Here is a 20,103-nt window from a genome sequence, read left to right as displayed (position 1 = left end):
CCGAACGAGGCCCCGAGGATGTCCTCGGGGCCTCGTCGCGCACGTCTGCGGTCAGCAGCTCGGTGCGCTGCCCGCTGACACCCCTTCGTGTCAACGCACGGCCACGAGCCGGGCGACGTCGTGCGCCCCGGAGTCCTCTAGGCTGGGAGTCACCAGTTCCCTGACGCCTGAGCGGGACGGCTGGGTGTCGACTGATCTCTTCCCGGACACGGAAGAGGTCATCGATCCCGTGTCGCTCACAGCAGCACACCAGGAGGCAGGTCCGGAACGATCCGGGCGCCCCTCGTGCATGTCGGGAAGTGTGCGCCGTGTGCGGACGTGCGTCAGGTTCACGCCGCGAGCTGCACCTCGCGGCAGGGTGTCTGCTGTGCCTGATGTCGGAGGCGGCCCGGACCTCGGTGAGGGTGGCGCTGCTCGACCGAGGGACGTCCCGACCGCCGACCGGCGACGGGACGCTGTGAGATGTTCGTGCTGCGCCCCGGTCGGGGCGCGGATGCTTCAGAAGGAGGACATGTGGCGCGACGAGGCCAAGGACGGTCGGGAGGCACCCAGGGTGCCGTCAGTGCCCAGCGACGCCGGGCGCCGCGCCGCACAGCCCAGGGGCTCATCCCGGTGCTGGCCGACGTCGCCCGTGAGGTGGACGTCGCCGTCAAGCGCCCGCCCGCGAGCTCGACGGTGCGCACGAAGTTCCAGGTCGTCGCGCTGCTCGTGCGCGAGGAACGAGCCCGGTTGATGGCCGACGACGGTCTGACGACGTCTCGACGCGGCGAGGAGCTCAAGCGCCTCGACGGCATCGCGACCATGCTGGCCCGGACCGCTGCCCGGGACACGTCGCTGCTCGCGCTGCTCGCTGACGACGCCCGGGTCTCCGACTCCGCACGTGCCTTCAAGGCGACCGTGATGCGCGCTGGTGGGCTGGAGCCGACGGAGGAGCCGCCGCCCGTGGCGCCGACCACGCCGGCGCCCGCACCGACCGGGGTGGTCCCCCAGTCGGTGCGGGCCCGTCAGATGGCGAACCCCTTCCTCGCGCCGGACTACGCGGCTGCCGCCGAGCGTGCGGCGCCCCGTGCCCGCCGTCTGGCCGGCTGGGAGCTGCTCGAACCGCTCTTCCGGTCCTTCGAGCGGGCCGCCACGGGGGCGCCCGCCTGCATGACGCTGCCGGATCCCCGGCCGGTACCGTCTCCCCGCGGCCGGGAGGTCATGCCGCACCAGGCGCAGGTCGTCACCGCGACGGCCCGGGGCCACCGCACCTTCCTCCTCGCCGACGAGCCCGGGCTCGGCAAGACCGCCCAGGCGTTGCTCGCCGCGCAGGCGGCCGACGCGTACCCCTTGCTCGTGGTCGTGCCCAACGTCGTGAAGGTGAACTGGGCGCACGAGGTGGCACTGTGGACCCCGTCCCGGCGGTCCACCGTGGTCCACGGGGACGGCGACCAGATGGACGGGTTCGCCGACGTCGTCATCGTCAACTACGAGCTGCTGGACCGGCACGTCGGGTGGCTCGGCGACCTGGGCTTCCGCGGCATGATCGTCGACGAGGCCCACTTCATCAAGAACAGGACCTCACAACGGTCCCAGCACGTCCTCGCCCTCTCGGAGCGGATCCGCACCCGCGTCTCCCGGCCGTTGCTCATGGCTCTCACCGGCACCCCGCTCATCAACGACATCGAGGACTTCCGCGCGATCTGGCAGTTCCTCGGCTGGATCGACGACACGGGCCCGCTGGGCCCGCTCCAGGCGGCCCTCGAGGACACGGGGCTCACCCCGGCGGACCCGGGGTTCTCCTCGGCTGCGCGCGCGAGCGTCATCGACATGGGGATCGTGCGCCGCCGCAAGGCCGACGTGGTCGCCGACATCCCGGCGCGCCGGGTCGCGGACCTCGTGGTCGAGCTCGACGGCGCCGCCGGACGATCGATCCGTGCCGCCGAGTCCGCGCTCGTCGACCGGCTGGTCCAGCGCTACCGCACCGCCCTCGAGATGCGCTCCGGGGAGACCACCGTCGACGGGATCGACCAGGAGCTCGTCCGGCGGGTCGCGTCAGCGGAGCTCAAGGACTCGAGCTCGACGAGCGAGAACGTGTTCTCGATGGTCCGTCGGATCGGCCAGGCCAAGGCCGGGCTGGCCGCTGACTACGCCGCGCAGCTCGCCCGTAACGTCGGCAAGGTCGTCTTCTTCGCGAAGCATGTCGACGTCATGGACCAGGCCGAGCAGCTCTTCGCCGACCGTGGTATCCGGTACGCCTCGATCCGTGGCGACCAGACGCCGAAGGTGCGGGAGAAGAACATCGCCGCGTTTGTCGACGACCCGGACGTCTCGATAGTGGTGTGCTCCCTGACCGCCGCCGGTGTCGGGCTCAACCTCCAGGTCGCGTCGAACCTCGTGCTGGCGGAGCTCTCCTGGACCTACGCGGAGCAGACCCAGGCGGTCGACCGGATCCACCGGATCGGTCAGGCCGAGCCTGTCACGGCGTGGCGGATCATCGCCGCACAGACCATCGACCCGAAGATCGCCGAGCTCATCGACAGCAAGTCCGGGCTCGCCGCCCGCGCGCTCGACGGGGCGGACGAGGAGGAGACGTCGTCGTCGACCGTGCAGCTCGACGCGCTGGCCGGGCTGCTCACGGACGCGCTCGCCTCGAGCATCGAGGTGTGATCGACGCCGCCCGCCGGGTGACCGCCCGGCGTCGATGACGAGACGAGAGGTCCCGGGAGACCCCGGGACCTCTCGTACTCACGGCTGGGTCTCACGAACGACGAGATCGCGACGCAGACCGCAGGGTCAGTGCCGGAGCTCGTCGGCCCGGACGGACAACCGGACGACGTCACCCTCGACGCCCGCGACCTCGTCGCCGGCGGCGGTCCGCGACCCTGCGAAGAGCCCGGACATCTTCACCCGCACCCATCCGAGGCGCTCCAGACGGTCGTCGTGGGGGCGTTGGATGTCACGACCCTGCAGCGCCTCCATCGCCAGCGGGATGAAGCCGACCGGCTCGTGGAGCTCCTGGCCCTCGGCGGTCACCGCCTCCGGGTCACCGATGCTCACGTCGGAGACCTCACCGATCTCCTGGCCGTCGGCATCCACCACACGCATGCCCTCGGTGACGTGCGCGATGGGCCCGGGGTCGTTCACCGGAATCTGCGTCATCGTCTCTCCTCCTGGTCACAGTGGTCGGACCTCGCCCGCAGCACCCTGGGGACGCGGGCGTACGACCAGTTAACACGTGGTCGAGCCGGCCCGCCCGCGGCGGCATGCTCCACAGACTCAGGACCTGGTGCCGCGTCGGACAGAGCGGGTCTCACGCGCGGTCGAGGAACGCTCACCGGGACCGTTGGTCAGATCTCGTCAGGGTTGTCCCAGTCGTCGCCCGCGAGGATGGCGTCGCCGTTGCCGCGCCACCCGACCTCGCGCAGGTTGCGAGGCGCCCGGCTGGCGTCGCCGCCCCCGAGGACGTCGCCGGTGCCCTCAGGCTCGGCGTCGTCGTAGCGACCGTCGTGCTGGGTCTGGAGGTTCCGCCGGCTCTTGCTCGTCGCGGCGGGGTCCTCGGGAGTCGATGCATCGATGCTCATGGCTCCATCACACCAAAGACCCGCGACGGGCGCGAGCGGCGGCGCACCCGCGGTCGGACGCGTACCGTCCTCGGGGCCGCGAACCGTCCACGTACCGGTATGTGCCAGACGTCACATCCTCGTCGGGGACGGTTTAGAGCGGTTTGAGCCCTCTGTGCCGCGCATCACGTCGCTGGGAGGGCCCTCACGCGCTGCCCGGCATGACGGGGCACCGTTCCTGGTGCACTCTTTTGGCATGCAGATCTGGCCTGGACATCCCTATCCACTCGGCGCGACGTTCGACGGGAGCGGCACCAACTTTGCGATCTTCTCCGAAGCGGCGGAGCGCATCGAGCTCTGCCTGTTCGAGAGCGACGGTTCCGAGACCCGTGTAGAGCTCACCGAGGTCGACTCGTTCGTCTGGCACGCCTACCTCCCGGCGGTCCAGCCGGGACAGCACTACGGCTACCGCGTGCACGGACCGTACGACCCCGCCAACGGTCACCGGTGCAATCCCTCGAAGCTCCTCCTCGACCCTTACGCGAAGGCCATCGACGGCAGCGTCGACGGCGATCAGAGCCTCTTCTCCTACACCTTCGGTGACCCGGACAGCCGCAACGACGACGACTCCGCGGCGCACACGATGAAGTCCGTCGTCGTCAACCCGTTCTTCGACTGGGGCCACGACCGGCCGCCGAACCACGAGTACCACGAGAGCGTCATCTACGAGGCGCACGTGCGCGGCATGAGCCAGCAGCACCCGGACATCCCGGAGGAGCTCCGCGGGACCTACGCCGGGATGGCGCACCCGGCGATCATCCAGCACCTGGTGGAGCTCGGGGTGACCGCCGTCGAGCTCATGCCGGTCCACCAGTTCGTCAACGACTCCACCCTCGTGGAGAAGGGGTTGTCGAACTACTGGGGCTACAACACCATCGGGTTCTTCGCGCCCCACAACGCCTACTCGTCGTCGGGTTCCGCGGGTCAGCAGGTCCAGGAGTTCAAGACGATGGTCAAGGCCCTCCACGAGGCCAACATCGAGGTCATCCTCGACGTCGTCTACAACCACACGGCAGAGGGCAACCACCTCGGTCCGACCCTGAGCTTCCGCGGCATCGACAACTCGGCGTACTACCGGCTCGTCGACGAGGAGCCGGAGCACTACTTCGACACCACCGGCACGGGGAACTCGCTGCTCATGCGGCACCCGCACGTGCTCCAGCTCATCATGGACTCCCTGCGGTACTGGGTCACCGAGATGCACGTCGACGGTTTCCGCTTCGACCTCGCCTCGACCCTCGCGCGGCAGTTCCACGAGGTCGACCGGTTGTCCGCGTTCTTCGACCTCGTCCACCAGGACCCGATCGTCAGCCAGGTGAAGCTCATCGCCGAGCCCTGGGACCTCGGGGACGGCGGCTACCAGGTGGGCGGCTTCCCGTCCATGTGGTCGGAGTGGAACGGCAAGTACCGCGACACGGTCCGCGACTTCTGGCGCGGCGAACCAGCCACCCTGGCCGAGTTCGCGAGCCGGATCACCGGGTCCTCGGACCTCTACGAGCACACCGGTCGCAAGCCGATCTCGTCGATCAACTTCGTCATCGCCCACGACGGCTTCACGCTCGCCGACCTCGTGTCGTACAACGAGAAGCACAACGACGCGAACGGCGAGGGGGGCAACGACGGCGAGAGCCACAACAGCTCGTGGAACTGTGGGGCCGAGGGCCCCACGGACGACCCGGAGATCAACGCCCTCCGGCGTCGGCAGCAGCGGAACATCCTCGCGACGCTCCTGCTGTCGCAGGGTGTGCCGATGATCGCCCACGGTGACGAGATCGGCCGCACCCAGCACGGCAACAACAACGTGTACTGCCAGGACAACGAGCTCTCCTGGATGAACTGGGACCTCGACCGGGAGAAGCAGGACCTGCTGAAGTTCTCCCAGCAGCTCGTCCACCTGCGCCTGCGACACCCGGTGCTGCGCCGGCGGCGCTTCTTCTCCGGCGACCAGGACTGGTCGGACGACGCGCTCGGAGACATCGCGTGGCTCAACGTCGCGGGCGAGCCCATGCAGGACGAGGCGTGGAACGAGGGCCATGCGCGCTCCGTCGCTGTGTTCCTCAACGGCGAGGCCATCCCGGAACCCGACGTCCGGGGGCAGCGCATCGTCGACGACAGCTTCCTCATCCTGTTCAACGCCCACCACGAGGAGCTCGAGTTCACCCTCCCGGACGCGGAGTTCGGCAAGGAGTGGGTCGTGGCCTTCGACACCGCGGTGGAGGAGGTCGGCGACTCGGCGCCACTCGTGCAGACGACCACGCCTGTCGAGCTCCCGGTCCCGGGCGCCGGGATCGTCGAGGCAGGCGCCACGCTCTGTGTCGCCGCACGGAGCGTCGTCGTCCTCACGCGTCCGCCGCTGGAGGGCTGACGCACCTGCACGGCACAGGGCCCGGACGCGGAACCTCCGCGTCCGGGCCCTGACTCACCCCACTGCTCGGGTGGGGCCGAAGTACGTCATCAACTGAGGAGCACGCATGTCCCGCGAGTCCACCGAGCCTGACACCACCTCCCCCCTCGAGCGCGTGTCCCCCCGACGCCATCCCGCCCCGGGACGCGTCACCCCGACCTCGACCTACCGCCTCCAGCTGGGCGCCGACCTCACGTTCGACGACGTCGCCGACCGCGTCGCCTACTACCGGTCGCTCGGGGTCACACACCTGTACCTGTCCCCGATCCTCGCCGCCGCGCCGGGCTCGACCCACGGGTACGACGTCGTCGACCACGACCGGGTGAGCGACGTCCTCGGGGGGCGTGACGGGCTCGAGCGCCTGGCTGAGCGCGCCCACGCGGCCGGGCTCGGCATGATCCTCGACATCGTGCCCAACCACATGGCCGTCCCGTCACCCGCGTGGCACAACCGTGCGCTGTGGTCCGTGCTCACGAAGGGCCCTGAGTCACGGTTCGCGAAGTGGTTCGACGTCGACTGGTCCGCGGGCGACGGCGCACTGCTCATGCCCGTCCTCGGCTCCCGCATCGGGGATGTCCTCGCGTCAGGCGAGCTGACCCTCGAGGAGACGGAGATCCCGGGCACCGGCACGCAGACCGTGCTGCGGTACTACGACCACGTGTTCCCGGTCCGCGAGGGGACGCAGTCCCTCCCGCTCGCCGAGCTCGTCGACCGCCAGCACTACCGGCTGGCCCACTGGCGCGTCGGTGACGAAGAGCTCAACTATCGCCGGTTCTTCGACGTCGGGACCCTCGCGGCGATCCGCGTCGAGGACGACGAGGTGTTCGACGAGACGCACGCGCTCATCCTCGAGCTGCTCGAGACGGGCGTGATCGACGGCCTGCGCATCGACCACCCCGACGGTCTCGCCGACCCGAGCGGATACCTCGCGCGCCTGGCGGAGAAGTCGGGCGGTGCGTGGGTGGCCGTCGAGAAGATCCTCGCTGGCGAGGAGGAGGTGCCGCGTGACTGGGCAACCGTGGGTACCACGGGGTACGAGGGTTTGTGGCGTCTGCAGTCCACGTTCGTCGAGCCGACGGGCGAGGCTCGCCTCGCGAGCGTCATGCACCGTGTCACCGGGGACATCGGCGACGGCCTTCCCGCCCTCGTCGACGAGTCGAAGCGCGAGATCGTCGCCGGACCGCTGTACGCCGAGGTGTACCGCCTCACCGATCTCGCGGCGGCCGTGTGCCGGGACGACCCCCGCCTGCGAGACCACACCTGGCGGGCGATCAACGAGTGCCTCGTCGAGCTGCTCGTCGCCTTCGACCGCTACCGCGCCTACGTCGCGCCCGGCAGGGACACCCGTCGCGAGTCGGTCCAGGCCATGAACGACGCTGCGGAGGTCGCCCGCCGGCGGATCGGGGCGGAGCGGCGCGAGACGCTCGACATGCTCGTCGAGCTCCTGCTCTCCCGCGAGGTCGGCAGCGCCGGCCGGCTCCGCGAGCCGCGCCGTGACGAGCTCGTCATCCGCTTCCAGCAGGTCTGCGGGGCCGTCATGGCCAAGGGTGTCGAGGACACCGCCTTCTACCGGTGGATGCAGCTGACGTCTCTCACCGAGGTAGGTGGTGAGCCGGGGCACTTCGCGTTCAGCGCCGACGCGTTCCACGCGTTCGCGGAGCGTCTCCGCGTCCAGACACCGCTCGGACTCACCACGGGCTCCACCCACGACACCAAGCGCAACGAGGACACCCGCGCTCGCCTGGGCGTGATCTCGGAGGTCGCAGACGAGTGGGCCGCTCTCGTGGACGCCCTCCGCTCGCACACGGCGGCCTACCGCTCCACGCTCCTGGACGGCCGCACGGAGTACCTCATCTGGCAGACCCTCGTCGGGACGTGGTCCGACGACGGGCCCATCAGCGCGGACCGTCTCACCGCCTACCTCACCAAGGCCGTTCGCGAGGCCAAGTCCCTCACCACATGGACAGCACCTGACGAGGCCTACGAGAGCGCCGTCATGGATCTGGCGACGCGCGTGCTCACGGACCCCGTCGTCCTCGAGCTGCTCGCCGGCTGGGCGGCGCGCACGTCCGCCGCGGTGCGCGCGGCGAGCCTCGGCATCAAGCTCGTCCAGCTGACGATGCCCGGGGTCGCGGACGTCTACCAGGGGACGGAGATCTTCACCCCGACCCTCGTCGACCCCGACAACCGCCGCCCGGTGGACGCTGGCGCCTTGCACGGCGTGCTGGATCGCCTGGACTCCGGAGCACATCCGAAGGATCTCAGCGAGGAGAAGCTCCTCGTCACGTCGCGCGCGCTGCGCACGCGACGGACGTACCCGGCGGCGTTCGTCGGCCCCGAGGCCGGGTACCGCCCCCTGGCCGCGTCCTCGGGGAGCGCGCTCGCGTTCGCCCGCACCGAGGGCGACGCGGCTCGCATCGTCACGATCGTCACCCGCGGCGCAGAAGCGCTCGACCGGTTGGGCGGGTGGGGAGATCACACGATCACGCTGCCCGAGGGCCGGTGGGTCGACGTCCTCACCGACCGCTGCTACGCCGGCGGGCACCAACGGATCGCCCCGCTGCTCGAGGACCACCCTGTCGCACTGCTCGTCCCGGAGGCCGACGCATGAACACCACCGCTCCACTGAGTGCCCCGACCCCTCCCCCCGCTGCGACCGCCACCGCCACGACGAGCTGGGCGGCACGCGTCTGGGCACCGGACGCCAGATCGGTCGACCTCGTCCTACCCGTGCCCGGGGTGGTCGGATTCGGATCCACGGAGGACCCGCCCGCGCACCGGGTCGCGCTGGTGCGCGAGGGCGACGGGGGCTGGTGGACCGCACCCCCCGGAGACGAGGCGCTCCTCGCACCCGGGACCCGGTACGGGTTCTCCATCGACGACGGCCCGCCGCTCCCGGACCCCCGCAGCCCCCGTCAGCCGGACGGTGTGCACGGGCCGAGCCAGGTCGTCGACCTGGCGGGGTTCCCGTGGTCCGACGAAGCGTGGACGGGCACCGACGTCCGGGGCGCCGTGATCTACGAGCTCCACGTCGGGACCTTCACGGCCGAGGGGACGCTCGACGCCGCGATCGAGCGCCTCGGACACCTCAAGGACCTCGGGGTCGACGTCGTGGAGGTCATGCCCGTCGCCGCGTTCGACGGACGCTGGGGATGGGGGTACGACGGCGTGCACCTGTACGCCGTCCACGAGCCGTACGGAGGGCCGGCGGCACTCCAGCGGTTCGTCGATGCCGCGCACGCGCACGGGCTCGGCGTCGCGCTCGACGTCGTGTACAACCACCTGGGCCCGAGCGGGAACTACACGGGTGAGTTCGGCCCGTACTTCAGCGGAGCCCACGAGACCCCGTGGGGCGCCGGGATCAACCTCGATGCCGAGGGCAGCACCGAGGTCCGGCGATGGATCATCGACAACGCGCTGCGCTGGTTGCGGGACTTCCACATCGACGCGTTGCGTCTCGACGCCGTGCACGCACTCATCGACGACTCGACGCCGCACATCCTCGCCGAGCTCTCCGACGCGGTCGCCCAGCTCTCCGACGAGGTCGGACGGCCGCTCGGGCTCATCGCGGAGTCCGACGAGAACGACCCCCGCACCGTGGCACCCGTCACCGGGGGCGGGCGTGGCATGACGGCGCAGTGGGCGGACGACGTCCACCACGCCGTGCACACGTTCCTCACCGGGGAGCGGCACGGGTACTACTCCGACTTCGGTCCGGCGGAGGTGCTGCGCAAGGCATTCACCGGTGTGTTCGTCCATGACGGCACGTGGTCGAGCTTCCGCGGCAAGGAGTGGGGCGCTCCGGTGCCGCGTGACATCGATGCGCACCGGTTCGTCGTCTTCGCGTCCGACCACGACCAGGTGGGCAACCGCGCCCGGGGCGACCGCCCCTCGGACCAGCTCGACGCGGGCGGCCTCGCGATCGCCGCTGCGCTCATCCTCACCTCCCCCTTCACGCCGATGATCTTCATGGGAGAGGAGTGGGGCGCGTCGACGGACTGGCGCTTCTTCACGGACTTCCCCGACGAGGAGCTGGGTCGTGCCGTCACCGAGGGCCGCACGAAGGAGTTCGCCGGGCACGGGTGGGCAGAGATGTACGGGGAGGGCTTCACCGTCCCGGACCCCCAGGACCCACAGACCCGCGAGGCGAGCGTCCTGCGATGGGACGAGCTCGGCGAGGCACGGCACGCGGACCTTCTCGACTGGTACCGGGCACTCATCGCCCTGCGTCGGACAGAGCCGGACATCGCCTCCGGGGACCTCGAGACGTGCGACCTCGAGATCGCCGAGGGCTCTCCGCTCGTCGTGCTGCGGCGCGGGTCCGTACGCATCGCGATGAACGTCGGTGAGGGTCCCGTGACGTACGACCCAGGCACGACCGTGGACCTGCTCACCAGCTGGGGCGACATCACCCTCGCTCCTGCCGACCCCGGCTCCGGGTCAGCCGGCGGGGGGACGCGCGTCTCGCTGCCGGGCCGTAGCGTCGCCGTCCTCGTGAGTCGTCCGTGACCAGGTCGTCGGCGCCGCCGCTCGCCGGTCTGTCCGACGCGCTCCGCGCACAGCCCGGGTTCCGGCTGGCCGACCTCGATGCACGCAGCACACCGGGCTTCACGGGCGGAAAGGCTGCTGGCACGGAGCTGCTGCCCCTGTACGGCGAGCAGCTCTCGGAGCAGCAGGAGCGCCTCTTCGCCGAGGGCCGGACCGGTGGCCACCGGTCCGTGCTCCTCGTCCTGCAGGGGATGGACACGGCAGGCAAGGGCGGCATCGTCCGGCACGTCGTCGGCATGGTCGACCCCCAGGGCGTCCAGCACCAGTCCTTCGCTGCACCCACCGCGAAGGAGCTGTCCCACCACTTCCTCTGGCGGGTCCGCCGCGCGCTGCCCTCACCTGGTCACCTCGGCGTCTTCGACCGGTCGCACTACGAGGACGTCCTCGTCGCGCGTGTCCGTGGCCTCGTGCCTCCGCCGGTGTGGGCGAGCAGGTACGACGAGATCAACGCGTTCGAGGCCGAGCTCTCCGCATCCGGCACGACGATCGTCAAGGTGGCGATGTTCGTGTCCCCCGACGAGCAGAAGAAGCGTCTGGCAGCGCGCCTCGAGCAGCCGGACAAGCACTGGAAGTACGACCCGGCCGACGTCGACGGGCGCCTCGAGTGGCCGCAGTACCAGGAGGCGTACCAGGCGGTCCTCGACCGCACGAGCACCGACGCGGCCCCCTGGCACGTCGTGCCCGCGGACCGCAAGTGGTACGCGCGGCTCGCCGTCTCGCACCTGCTGCTCGATGCATTCCTCGGCCTCGGGCTCGGCTGGCCCCGGGCACAGTTCGACGTCGAGCACGAGCAAGCGCGCCTCGCCGCGACCTGAGCCTGTCGCAGGACACCAGACGAGCGGTCCGGCCACGTGCGGCACCGTCGGCCGCCGACAGTGACCTCTCGTGCGTCGATCAGGTGCAGCCTGGTCAGGCGGGCTGCTCCACGAGCTCGCGGCCGTCCTGGGCGAGCGAGCCGAGCCGGGACAGCGCGCGGTAGTACTTCTTGCGGTACCCCCCGCCGAGCATCTCCTCCGTGAAGAGATCCGTGCCCGCCCCTGAGAGCACCACCGGGACGTCGCGGTCGTAGAGCCGGTCGACGAGGACGACGAGCCGCAGCGCCGCCGACTGGTCCTCCACAGGGTGGACGCCGGTGAGGCCGAGGAGCGTCACGCCGTCGAGCAGGGCGCCGTACCGGCTGGGGTGCACGCGCGCGAGGTGCGCGAGCAACGCGTCGAAGTCGTCGACCGCCGCACCCGCGCGTCCCGCGGTGCTGGCGAGCACCGCGTCGTCGTCGAAGGTCGGCACCGCCCCACCGACCGAACGGTGGCGGTAGTCCTCGCCGTCGACGCGCATGACCTCGAAGCGAGCCGCGAGCGCCTGGATCTCCCGGAGGAAGTCCTCGGCGGCGAACCGTCCCTCGCCGAGCGAGTCCGGGAGCGTGTTCGACGTCGCAGCAAGGGCGACGCCACGGTCGGCGAGCTCGCGGAGCAGACGGGACATGAGGACGGTGTCCCCCGGGTCGTCGAGCTCGAACTCGTCGATGCACACGAGACGCTTCTCGGCGAGAGCGTCCACCGTGGCGCCGAAACCGAGCGCGCCGACGAGGTTCGTGTACTCCACGAAGGTGCCGTACGCGCTGTCCCCCGTGCCGACGGCGCGCGCGAGCGAGGTGAGCAGGTGCGTCTTGCCGACGCCGAACCCACCGTCGAGGTACACGGCCGGCGGCTGGGCCGGTCCGCGCAGCCGCCGCAACCATCCTCCGCGCGCACCCGTGAGCTGCTCGGCGACCGCGCGGAGCCGCTCGACCGTGGCGGCCTGGCTCGGGTACGTGGGGTCGGCGCGGTAGGAGTCGAACGATGCGTCGACGAAGTGCCGGGGTGGGACGAGGTCCTCGAGCAGCCGCCCTGCGGAGACGTCGGGGTGGACCGTCGTGAGATGCACAGGCGAGGAGGTCACAACTGCCGAGCGTACCGGCCAGCGCCTAGGCTGGGGCTGTGTCGATCACCACTCACCCCGCGTCCGACGGCGCCCTCCCGTCCGCCCTCGCCGAGCTCGTCGCGGAGTTCGGGGCGCTGCCTCCCGCGCAACGGCTCGAGATGCTCGTCGAGCTCGGGGACAGCGTCCGCGAGGTCCCCGACCGGTACCTCGCGCACCCCGAGCTCATGGAGCGCGTGGAGGAGTGCCAGTCCCCCGTGTACGTCGCCGTCGAGCGGGCGCCAGGTGTCCGCACGGTCACCCTCCACGTCCGGGCTCCACGCGAAGCCCCGACGACGCGGGGGTTCGCCGGGGTGCTCACCGAAGGACTCGACGGGCTCGACGCAGCGGCGGTGCTCGCGATTCCCAGCGACCTGCCGGCGCGCCTCGGTCTCGCCACGCTCGTCAGCCCGCTGCGGCTGGCGGGAATGGCGTCGCTCCTGGGCCGTGTGCAACGGCAGGTGCGGGCGCTCGACGACCCGGGCGCGTGAGCTCCGCGCGCTTCCCGGACCTCGATGTGCTGGTCGGGCGCTCCCGGCCCGGCGGGTCCGGACGCAGCACCCCCGGTCGCACCGACGACGTGGCCGGCGCACCGGTGGACCCGGGCGCGGTCCTCCCGTACACGACGGGCGACCCGGCGCTGTGCTCGTTGTACGCCTACCCGGACCGGGTGCGCGACGGCGTGGCCGTGGTCCGCGCGAACATGGTCACCTCGATCGATGGTGCGGCCTGGGGGGCTGACGGACGCTCGGGGTCGATCAACGGGGCCGCTGACCATCGGGTGTTCCGGGTCCTGCGCGCGCTGTCGGACGTCGTCCTCGTCGGTGCGGGCACAGCACGCGCCGAGCGGTACACCCCCCTGGCGGTCGACGGCGACCTCGCGCCGGCCAGGGCCGCCCGCGGGCTGCCGATGCACCTCCAGGTGGCCGTCGTCACCCGCTCGGGCGTGCTCCCGGACGCTCTGGCCCGGGCCACGGACGACCGGGCACCGTTCGTCCTCACGTCCCGCCGCGGTGCCCGGTCCCTCCCGGGGCATCTGCCCACCGAGCGGGTGCTCGTGCTCGGTGAGGAGGACGTCGACGTCGTGGCGGGAGTGGCCGCACTCGCCGGGTTCGGGCTCACGCGTGTGCTCTGCGAGGGGGGTCCCCGGCTCCTCGGGACCCTCCTTGCGGCGGGCGCCGTCGACGAGCTCTGCCAGACGACGAGCCCGCTCGTCGTGGGCGGGCCTGCCACGCGCACCGTGGTGACCGACGCCGAGCTGACGAGCACGGGCCGGCTGGATGTGCTCCTGCACTCGCACGGAGTGCTTCTCGCACGATGGGCGCTGCGTCCCGAGCCTGGAGAGCCGCTGGCCGATAGTGTGGCCGGGTGACCGACACCATCCTTGTCCTGACCGAAGACACCCTTGCTGACGTCGACGTCCAGCACATCACCGGGTTGTACCCCGGCGACGACCTCGACTACCGCGTGCTCGTCCCGGCCGACACCGACCGGAGCCTGCTCGGCGACATCCTCAACCACGTCGCCGCCGGGCAGTTCCGACAGGCGTGGGAAGACGCGACCCGTGACCAGCGGAGCCCGGGCCTCGCGCGCGCAGAGGCGTCGGAGCGCCTCGTGCGGAGCATCGCTGAGTTCCGGGCGCGTGGCTGCGAGGCCTCCGGAGAGGTCGTGTCCGACGACCCGCTCCCCGCTCTGCGCGCTGCGCTCGACGCGCAGGAGATCCGCGAGATCATCGTCGTCACCGACAAGCACCCGCTCGACGACACGTTCCGCCGTGACTGGGCGTCCCGGGCCCGTGAGGAGCTGTCGGTCCCCGTGCTGCACCTGTACACGCGGACGTCGCAGATCGGCTGAGCCGGGCTCCCGCACAGCGGGGACGCCCGGTGGGGCCCGGCACCCGCCGGGCGGGGTTCAGAGCCGCAGGCGGTGGCCAGCCCGGACGATCGTCCGGCGGGCCAGGACGTCGAGCGAGTCGACGTACAGGGGCTCCGCGAGCAGCTCGAAGTCGTCCGCGATGACCGAGAGCTCGGTGCACCCGAGGACGACGCTCTGCGCGCCAGCGTCCACGAGCCGCGCGACGAGCGCGCGGAACGCGTCGATGTCGACGGGGAGCCCGGCCTTGACCTGCTCGTAGATGATGCGCATGAGGCCCGCCTGGTCCTCGTCGTCGGGGACGACCGCCTCGAGGCCACGGGAGGCGAGCGCGCTCTGGTAGACGCCGGAGCTCACCGTTCCGCTCGTCGCGAGGAGGCCGACCCTGCGTGCGTGGGGCGCACGGGCCACGACCTCGTCCACCGTCTCTTCGATGATGCTCACCACCGGGACGGTGACGGCGGCGACGATCTCCTCGGTGAAGTTGTGGGCCGTGTTGCACGGGAGCACGAGGAACGCCGCACCGAAGGCCTCGAGCCGCCGCGCGTCGTCGGCCATGACCGGGCCGGGATCGCTCGCCGACTCTCCGAGGATGTACGCCGTGCGGTCCGGGATGGTCGCGTGGTTGAACACGACGAGGTCGACGTGGTCCTGGTCGCGCTCCGCAGCCGTGAGCCGCACGACCTTGTCGAGGAAGTACACGGTGGCGAGCGGGCCCACCCCACCGATCACGCCGACGAGGTCACGGGATGTGGGCTCGCTCGCCCCGTTCATGCCGACGCCGTCCGGCGCGCCGCGTCCCGCTCGGAGAGCGGGTAGAACCGGGCGTACTTGCGGAACTGGTTGAGCTGCGCGACGACCAGGTACGCGATCCGGCGGGGATCGGTCTCCGCGCGGTACCACAGCGGGTTCGTCGCGCGGCGGGACCGGAAGAGCCCACGGGTGCGCGCCTGCAGGGACACGTCCGCAACGTAGCGCAGAAGGAGCTGGCGCGGCAGGACCGTGTACAGGTGCTCGTCCGTGACCTCGAGCGCGCCGGGAGCACCGGGCAGGTCGTCCCGCTGCTCGATGTACTCCCGCACGTAGGGCTCGGCCGTGTTGCACCCGGCGGCCGTGATGTAGAAGTTGGACCGCCCCAGCCGGGGGTTGAGCTCGAAGAAGACGGTCCGTCCGTCACGCGGGTCGAACTTGAGATCGAAGTTCGCGTACCCGGTCCATCCGATGTGCTCGAGGAACCGGACGGCCTGGGCGACGACCTCGGGGGACGTCTGCGTGATGATGCCGGCGGGGTTGCCCAGCGCTCCCGGGGTGTGCTCCTCGAGGAGCACGTGCCCGAACGATGCGAACCGGACCCGGCCGGACCGGTCGCTGTAGCAGGTGAGGATCCGCATGCCCGAGTCGTCGCCGGGGATGAAGTCCTGGATGACGAAGTCGTCCCGGTATCCCGACGCCTCCACCCGCGCTAGCAGCTCGAGGAGCTCGGCGTGCGAGTCGACCGTGAAGACCTTCTTCTTCCCCGGGAACTCGACCGCGTGGTACGCCGCCGTGTTCCCGGTCTTCGCGATGACCGGGAACGTCAGGCCCGAGGTGTCGACCGCCTCTCCCGACCCCACGCGGTGCACGACCGTCGTCGGGTGCGCCAGGCCCAGCTCGGTGCACAGCTCACCGAAGCGGGCCTTGTCCGTGACGAGGTCGAGCAGCTCGACAGGGACGTACGGGATGACGAACTGCTCCTCGAGCTCCGACCGGTGCTCGACGATCTCCCGCACGAGCCAGTCGGCACTGCCGAGCAGGATCAGCCGCTTGCCCGGATGCTCGGACGCGATCCGCCGCAGGGTGGCGACGAGGACCGTGCCGTCGTCCATCCGCGGCTCGACGACGCTGTGCAGGATGCGCGAGTGCCGCACGAGCCCCGTCGACGCGCTCGAGACGACGACGGAGCGCACCCCGTAGGCCTCGTGGAACGTCCGGGCCAGGCTGTACGCGCCGATGTCCCCACCGAGGATGACGGGCTGGAGGTCTCGCGCGGCCTCGAACGTCGGCGCCTGTGTCACTGAGCGGTCTCAGACCGGTCGAGCGACCACTCGGTGTGGAAGGTCCCGGGCTTGTCGACCCGCTGGTAGGTGTGCGCACCGAAGAAGTCGCGCTGGGCCTGGATGAGCGCTGCGGGCAGGCGCTCGGCACGGACCCCGTCGTAGTAGGCGAGGGAGGACGAGAACGCCGGGACCGGGACCCCGTTGAGGGCAGCCTGGGAGACGATCCGACGCCACGCACCGACACCGTTGCCCACGGCGCCCGTGAAGTACGGGTCAGCGAGCAGCAGGGGGAGCTCGGCGTCGCGCTCGTACGCCTCGGTGATGCGGTTGAGGAAGCGTGCACGGATGATGCATCCGCCACGCCAGATCCGCGCCATGGCGCCTCGGTCGATGTCCCAGCCGTACTCCACGGACGCAGCCGCGATCTGGTCGAACCCCTGGGAGTATGCGACGACCTTGGAGGCGTAGAGCGCGAGCCGCACGTCCTCGACGAACGCGTCGCGGTCCTGCACGTCCCAGGTGCCCGTGTCCCCCTCGAGGACGCCGAGCGCCGCGGCACGCTGCGGCACCGAGCCGGACAGGGCGCGCGCGAAGGTCGCCTCCGCGATGCCGGTGATGGGCACGCCGAGGTCGAGACCGTTCTGGACGGTCCAGCGACCGGTGCCCTTCTGCTCGGCACGGTCGAGGATGATGTCGACGAAGGCCTTGCCCGTCTCGGCGTCGACGTGCTGGAGCACGTCCGCGGTGATCTCGATGAGGAACGACTCGAGGTCGCCGGAGTTCCACTCCTCGAAGATCTTCCCGATCTCCGCTGCAGAGGCACCCAGTCCCTGCTTGAGCAGGTCGTACGCCTCGGCGATGAGCTGCATGTCGGCGTACTCGATGCCGTTGTGGACCATCTTGACGAAGTGTCCGGCGCCGTCCGGTCCGACGTACGTGCAGCACGGCACGCCGTCGACCTTGGCGGAGATGTCCTCGAGGATCGGGCCCAGGGTCACGTACGACTCCCGCGATCCCCCAGGCATGATGCTCGGACCGTTGAGGGCACCCTCCTCGCCGCCGGAGACCCCGGTGCCGACGAAGTGCAGGCCGAAGCTCTTGAGGTACTCCTCGCGGCGACGGGTGTCGGGGAAGTGCGCGTTCCCGGCGTCGATGATGATGTCACCCTCTTCGAGGAGGGGGACGAGCTCTTCGATCACTGCGTCCGTCGGGCCGCCGGCCTTGACCATGATGACGACCTTGCGCGGCCGCTCGATCGAGGCGACGAAGTCGGCCATGGACTGGGACGGCAGGAACGTACCGTCGTCGCCGTGGTCCGCGATGAGCGACTCGGTCTTGGCGTAGGACCGGTTGTGCACCGCGACGGTGTAGCCGTGCCGCGCGAAGTTGCGGGCCAGGTTGCGGCCCATGACGGCCAGGCCGGTCACACCGATCTGCGCGAGTGCAGACATAGGGAAGTTCTCCTTGTTCGCCAGGGTGATGCTCGTCGACGGAGCGCGGACACGCCCTCCACAGTAGTGCGATCATCTCGGACGCTGCTGTCCGCGCGCCGGTCCGCTCAGATGTCGGACCTCAGCCGTAGTCTGCTGCCGTGATGACCGCCGACCAGACCGAGGCGCCCGCCGATTTCCTCCGGGCGCTGGGTTCGTTGCGCGCCGCCCGGCCGCGGCCGTTCCTGCAGCTGCGGGAGATCGACCCGCCCCGTTCGGTCGCACCGTTCGCCGCTGCCCTCGACGGTGACATCACCGCGGCAGAGCTCGAGGAGTCGGGTCAGGTCGCGTCGGGCAGGTTCGTCGTGCTGCACGATCCGGCGGGTCAGGAAGCCTGGGAGGGCACGTACCGTGTGGTCACCCTCGTCCGCGCGTCGTTGGACGTCGAGATGGGCGCCGACCCGATGCTGGGCGAGGTTGCGTGGTCGTGGCTCGAGGAGGCGCTGCTCGTCGCGGGCGTCCGTACCCGCGCGCTCGGCGGGACGATCACACGTGTGGTTTCCGAGAGCTTCGGCGTGCTCGACGGCCGACCGAGCGAGTCGGAGATCGAGATCCGCGCGTCGTGGACACCGTCTCCCGGGTCAGCGCGGGACAGGAGCGACGCCGCGACCACCGACCTCGGACCCCATCTCGACGCATGGGCGAGCCTCATGCTGGCGACCACCGGCATGCCCTCACCCCTCGACTCCGTGATGCCGCTCCCCCGGCAGCGCGGCCCGCGCGGGGTGGTCCGCCCATGAGCACGGGTGTCCCGCACGACGACGGTGCGTCCCTGGACCACCACACGGTCGACGCCGTCCCGGCTCGGCTCGATGTCACCGACCTGCCGGACGACATCTCACCCGAGGTCGTGCCCGAGCTCACGCTGCTCGTCGAGCCCGCGGACGGCGTGCCTCCGGTCCTCACGACGACCGCGGAGCTGTCCAGCGCTGCCCGCCGCCTCGCAGCGGGCAGCGGCCCTGTCGCCGTCGACGCCGAGCGGGCGTCGGGGTACCGGTACGGCCAGCGCACCTACCTCGTCCAGCTGAGGCGCGAGGGCGCGGGGACGTTCCTCATCGACCCGATCGCACTGCCGGACCTCTCGAGCATCTCCTCCGCCCTCGAGGGCACGGAGTGGGTGCTCCATGCCGCCTCCCAAGACCTGCCCGGGCTGCGTGAGCAAAACCTGCACCCGTCCCGGGTGTTCGACACCGAGCTCGGTGCGCGCCTGCTGGGTCTGCCGCGCGTGGGCCTCGCTGCGGTCGTCGCGGAGCTGCTGGGACTGGGCCTGGCCAAGGAGCACTCCGCGGTCGACTGGTCCACCCGCCCGCTGCCCGCGGAATGGTTGCGCTACGCAGCGCTCGACGTGGAGGTGCTCGTCGAGCTCCGGGACGTCATGGCGGCCCGTCTCGAGGCTGCTGGCAAGAGCGAGTGGGCGGCACAGGAGTTCGAGGCTGTCCGGCTGGCACCTCCGACGGCGCCCCGGGTGGATCCCTGGCGGAAGGTCTCCGGAGCGCACGCGTTGCGCGACCGCCGGAAGCTGGCGATCGTCCGCGAGCTGTGGCTCGCCCGGGACCGCCTCGCACAGTCTCGGGACACGGCTCCGGGCCGCGTGCTGCCCGACCGCGCGATCATCGCTGCGGCGCAAGCGATGCCTCGGTCCGTCGGCGAGCTGACGAAGGTCCACGCGTTCGGCGGGGCAGCCACCCGACGGCGCGCGGCCACCTGGCAGCGCGCCGTGGACACGGCCCTGGCTCTGCCGGACGACCAGCTCCCGGACACCCGCGGCCCCCGGACGGACGCTCCGCCGCCGCCGAAGGCCTGGGCGGACAGGGACCCGGACGCTGCTGCACGGTTGGCTGTCGCGCGCGCGTCGATGGCGCAGCTGTCCGAGGAGCACCAGGTGCCGCTCGAGAACCTCCTGCAACCCGATCTCCTGCGACGGGTGTGCTGGCGGCCACCTGCCGACACCTCTCTCGAGGGCGTCCGCGCGCGCCTCGCCGAGGGCGGTGCGCGTCCATGGCAGATCGACCTCACTGCTGGCCCCATCGCGGAGGCCCTGCGCGCGAGCGCCTGACGACCTCCTGAGTTCCGCGAGCGGCCGGCGTCCCGTGTACCAGCGTGCGCTCCGTGCGTTTTCCTGAGACGACCGGTAGCGTGTATCTCGTGCTTGTTACCCACGAGTACGTCCGGACACCGTCGTCCCCCTTTCAGGA

General features: G+C 71.0%; 16 protein-coding genes. 10 read left to right on the top strand and 6 right to left on the bottom strand.

Annotated features, from left to right (window positions below):
• The first annotated feature begins 513 nt into the window (after nt 1–513).
• Entirely contained in the window at nt 514–2,649 is a 2,136-nt protein-coding gene (locus tag AC54T1_RS06515; RefSeq protein WP_496911435.1) for a DEAD/DEAH box helicase, read from the top strand.
• A 126-nt stretch (nt 2,650–2,775) separates the two neighbouring features.
• Here AC54T1_RS06515 and AC54T1_RS06510 read toward each other — a convergent pair whose 3' ends face one another.
• Together AC54T1_RS06510 and AC54T1_RS06505 are read right to left on the bottom strand one after the other, a co-directional pair.
• Nucleotides 2,776–3,141 (bottom strand): hypothetical protein, encoded by a 366-nt coding sequence (locus AC54T1_RS06510; protein ID WP_484344606.1) that lies wholly within the window; start codon nt 3,139–3,141, stop codon nt 2,776–2,778.
• A gap of 188 nt (nt 3,142–3,329) precedes the next feature.
• A complete protein-coding gene (locus AC54T1_RS06505) occupies nt 3,330–3,563 on the bottom strand; it encodes a hypothetical protein (RefSeq protein WP_484344607.1) in 234 nt (77 codons plus the stop codon).
• Between the two features lie 235 nt (nt 3,564–3,798).
• Between AC54T1_RS06505 and glgX the strand changes: the two genes are divergently transcribed.
• From glgX to AC54T1_RS06485, 4 genes are all read left to right on the top strand, one after another.
• Complete coding sequence (gene glgX, locus AC54T1_RS06500; RefSeq protein WP_484344608.1) at nt 3,799–5,967, top strand: glycogen debranching protein GlgX; 2,169 nt, start codon at nt 3,799–3,801, stop codon at nt 5,965–5,967.
• A gap of 106 nt (nt 5,968–6,073) precedes the next feature.
• Nucleotides 6,074–8,617 carry a malto-oligosyltrehalose synthase gene (treY, locus tag AC54T1_RS06495; RefSeq protein ID WP_496911434.1) on the top strand — a complete coding sequence of 848 codons (2,544 nt, stop codon included), beginning with the start codon at nt 6,074–6,076 and terminating at the stop codon, nt 8,615–8,617.
• Entirely contained in the window at nt 8,614–10,515 is a 1,902-nt protein-coding gene (treZ, locus tag AC54T1_RS06490; RefSeq protein ID WP_496911433.1) for a malto-oligosyltrehalose trehalohydrolase, read from the top strand. Before treY ends, treZ begins: the two co-directional genes overlap by 4 nt.
• Entirely contained in the window at nt 10,512–11,369 is an 858-nt protein-coding gene (locus AC54T1_RS06485) for a polyphosphate kinase 2 family protein (RefSeq protein WP_496911432.1), read from the top strand. The genes treZ and AC54T1_RS06485 overlap by 4 nt, the downstream gene beginning before the upstream one ends.
• Nucleotides 11,370–11,463: 94 nt before the next feature.
• On the opposite strand, the gene zapE is transcribed toward AC54T1_RS06485, so the two are convergent.
• The gene (zapE, locus tag AC54T1_RS06480) at nt 11,464–12,492 is read right to left on the bottom strand and encodes a cell division protein ZapE (RefSeq protein ID WP_496911431.1); all 1,029 of its coding nucleotides are present in this window, start codon (nt 12,490–12,492) and stop codon (nt 11,464–11,466) included.
• Between the two features lie 38 nt (nt 12,493–12,530).
• Here zapE and AC54T1_RS06475 point away from each other — a divergent pair, with 38 nt between their 5' ends.
• From AC54T1_RS06475 to AC54T1_RS06465, 3 genes are read left to right on the top strand one after another with little or no spacing between them, the layout of a single operon-like run.
• Nucleotides 12,531–13,001: a SufE family protein gene (locus tag AC54T1_RS06475; RefSeq protein ID WP_496911430.1), complete on the top strand. Its 471-nt coding sequence runs from the start codon at nt 12,531–12,533 to the stop codon at nt 12,999–13,001.
• A complete protein-coding gene (locus AC54T1_RS06470) occupies nt 12,998–13,882 on the top strand; it encodes a dihydrofolate reductase family protein (RefSeq protein WP_496911429.1) in 885 nt (294 codons plus the stop codon). Before AC54T1_RS06475 ends, AC54T1_RS06470 begins: the two co-directional genes overlap by 4 nt.
• Nucleotides 13,879–14,364 carry a hypothetical protein gene (locus tag AC54T1_RS06465; RefSeq protein ID WP_496911428.1) on the top strand — a complete coding sequence of 162 codons (486 nt, stop codon included), beginning with the start codon at nt 13,879–13,881 and terminating at the stop codon, nt 14,362–14,364. Before AC54T1_RS06470 ends, AC54T1_RS06465 begins: the two co-directional genes overlap by 4 nt.
• A gap of 57 nt (nt 14,365–14,421) precedes the next feature.
• Here the strand turns inward: AC54T1_RS06465 and cuyB are convergent, their stop codons facing one another.
• Genes cuyB through gnd form a run of 3 tightly spaced genes read right to left on the bottom strand, consistent with a single transcriptional unit; the run spans nt 14,422 to nt 17,869 of the window.
• Nucleotides 14,422–15,156 (bottom strand): cysteate racemase, encoded by a 735-nt coding sequence (gene cuyB, locus AC54T1_RS06460; RefSeq protein WP_484344616.1) that lies wholly within the window; start codon nt 15,154–15,156, stop codon nt 14,422–14,424.
• A complete protein-coding gene (locus tag AC54T1_RS06455) occupies nt 15,153–16,436 on the bottom strand; it encodes a carboxylate--amine ligase (protein ID WP_496911427.1) in 1,284 nt (427 codons plus the stop codon). The genes cuyB and AC54T1_RS06455 overlap by 4 nt, the downstream gene beginning before the upstream one ends.
• Nucleotides 16,433–17,869 carry an NADP-dependent phosphogluconate dehydrogenase gene (gene gnd / locus AC54T1_RS06450; protein WP_484344618.1) on the bottom strand — a complete coding sequence of 479 codons (1,437 nt, stop codon included), beginning with the start codon at nt 17,867–17,869 and terminating at the stop codon, nt 16,433–16,435. Before gnd ends, AC54T1_RS06455 begins: the two co-directional genes overlap by 4 nt.
• Nucleotides 17,870–18,012: 143 nt before the next feature.
• Between gnd and AC54T1_RS06445 the strand changes: the two genes are divergently transcribed.
• Together AC54T1_RS06445 and AC54T1_RS06440 are read left to right on the top strand one after the other, a co-directional pair.
• The gene (locus AC54T1_RS06445; protein WP_496911563.1) at nt 18,013–18,648 is read left to right on the top strand and encodes a DUF3000 domain-containing protein; all 636 of its coding nucleotides are present in this window, start codon (nt 18,013–18,015) and stop codon (nt 18,646–18,648) included.
• Nucleotides 18,645–19,964 (top strand): HRDC domain-containing protein, encoded by a 1,320-nt coding sequence (locus AC54T1_RS06440; RefSeq protein ID WP_496911426.1) that lies wholly within the window; start codon nt 18,645–18,647, stop codon nt 19,962–19,964. The genes AC54T1_RS06445 and AC54T1_RS06440 overlap by 4 nt, the downstream gene beginning before the upstream one ends.
• Nucleotides 19,965–20,103 lie beyond the last annotated feature (139 nt).

This window comes from Sanguibacter sp. Z41_6 (assembly GCF_059621145.1).
This window is presented reverse-complemented; position numbering and strand designations above follow the sequence as displayed.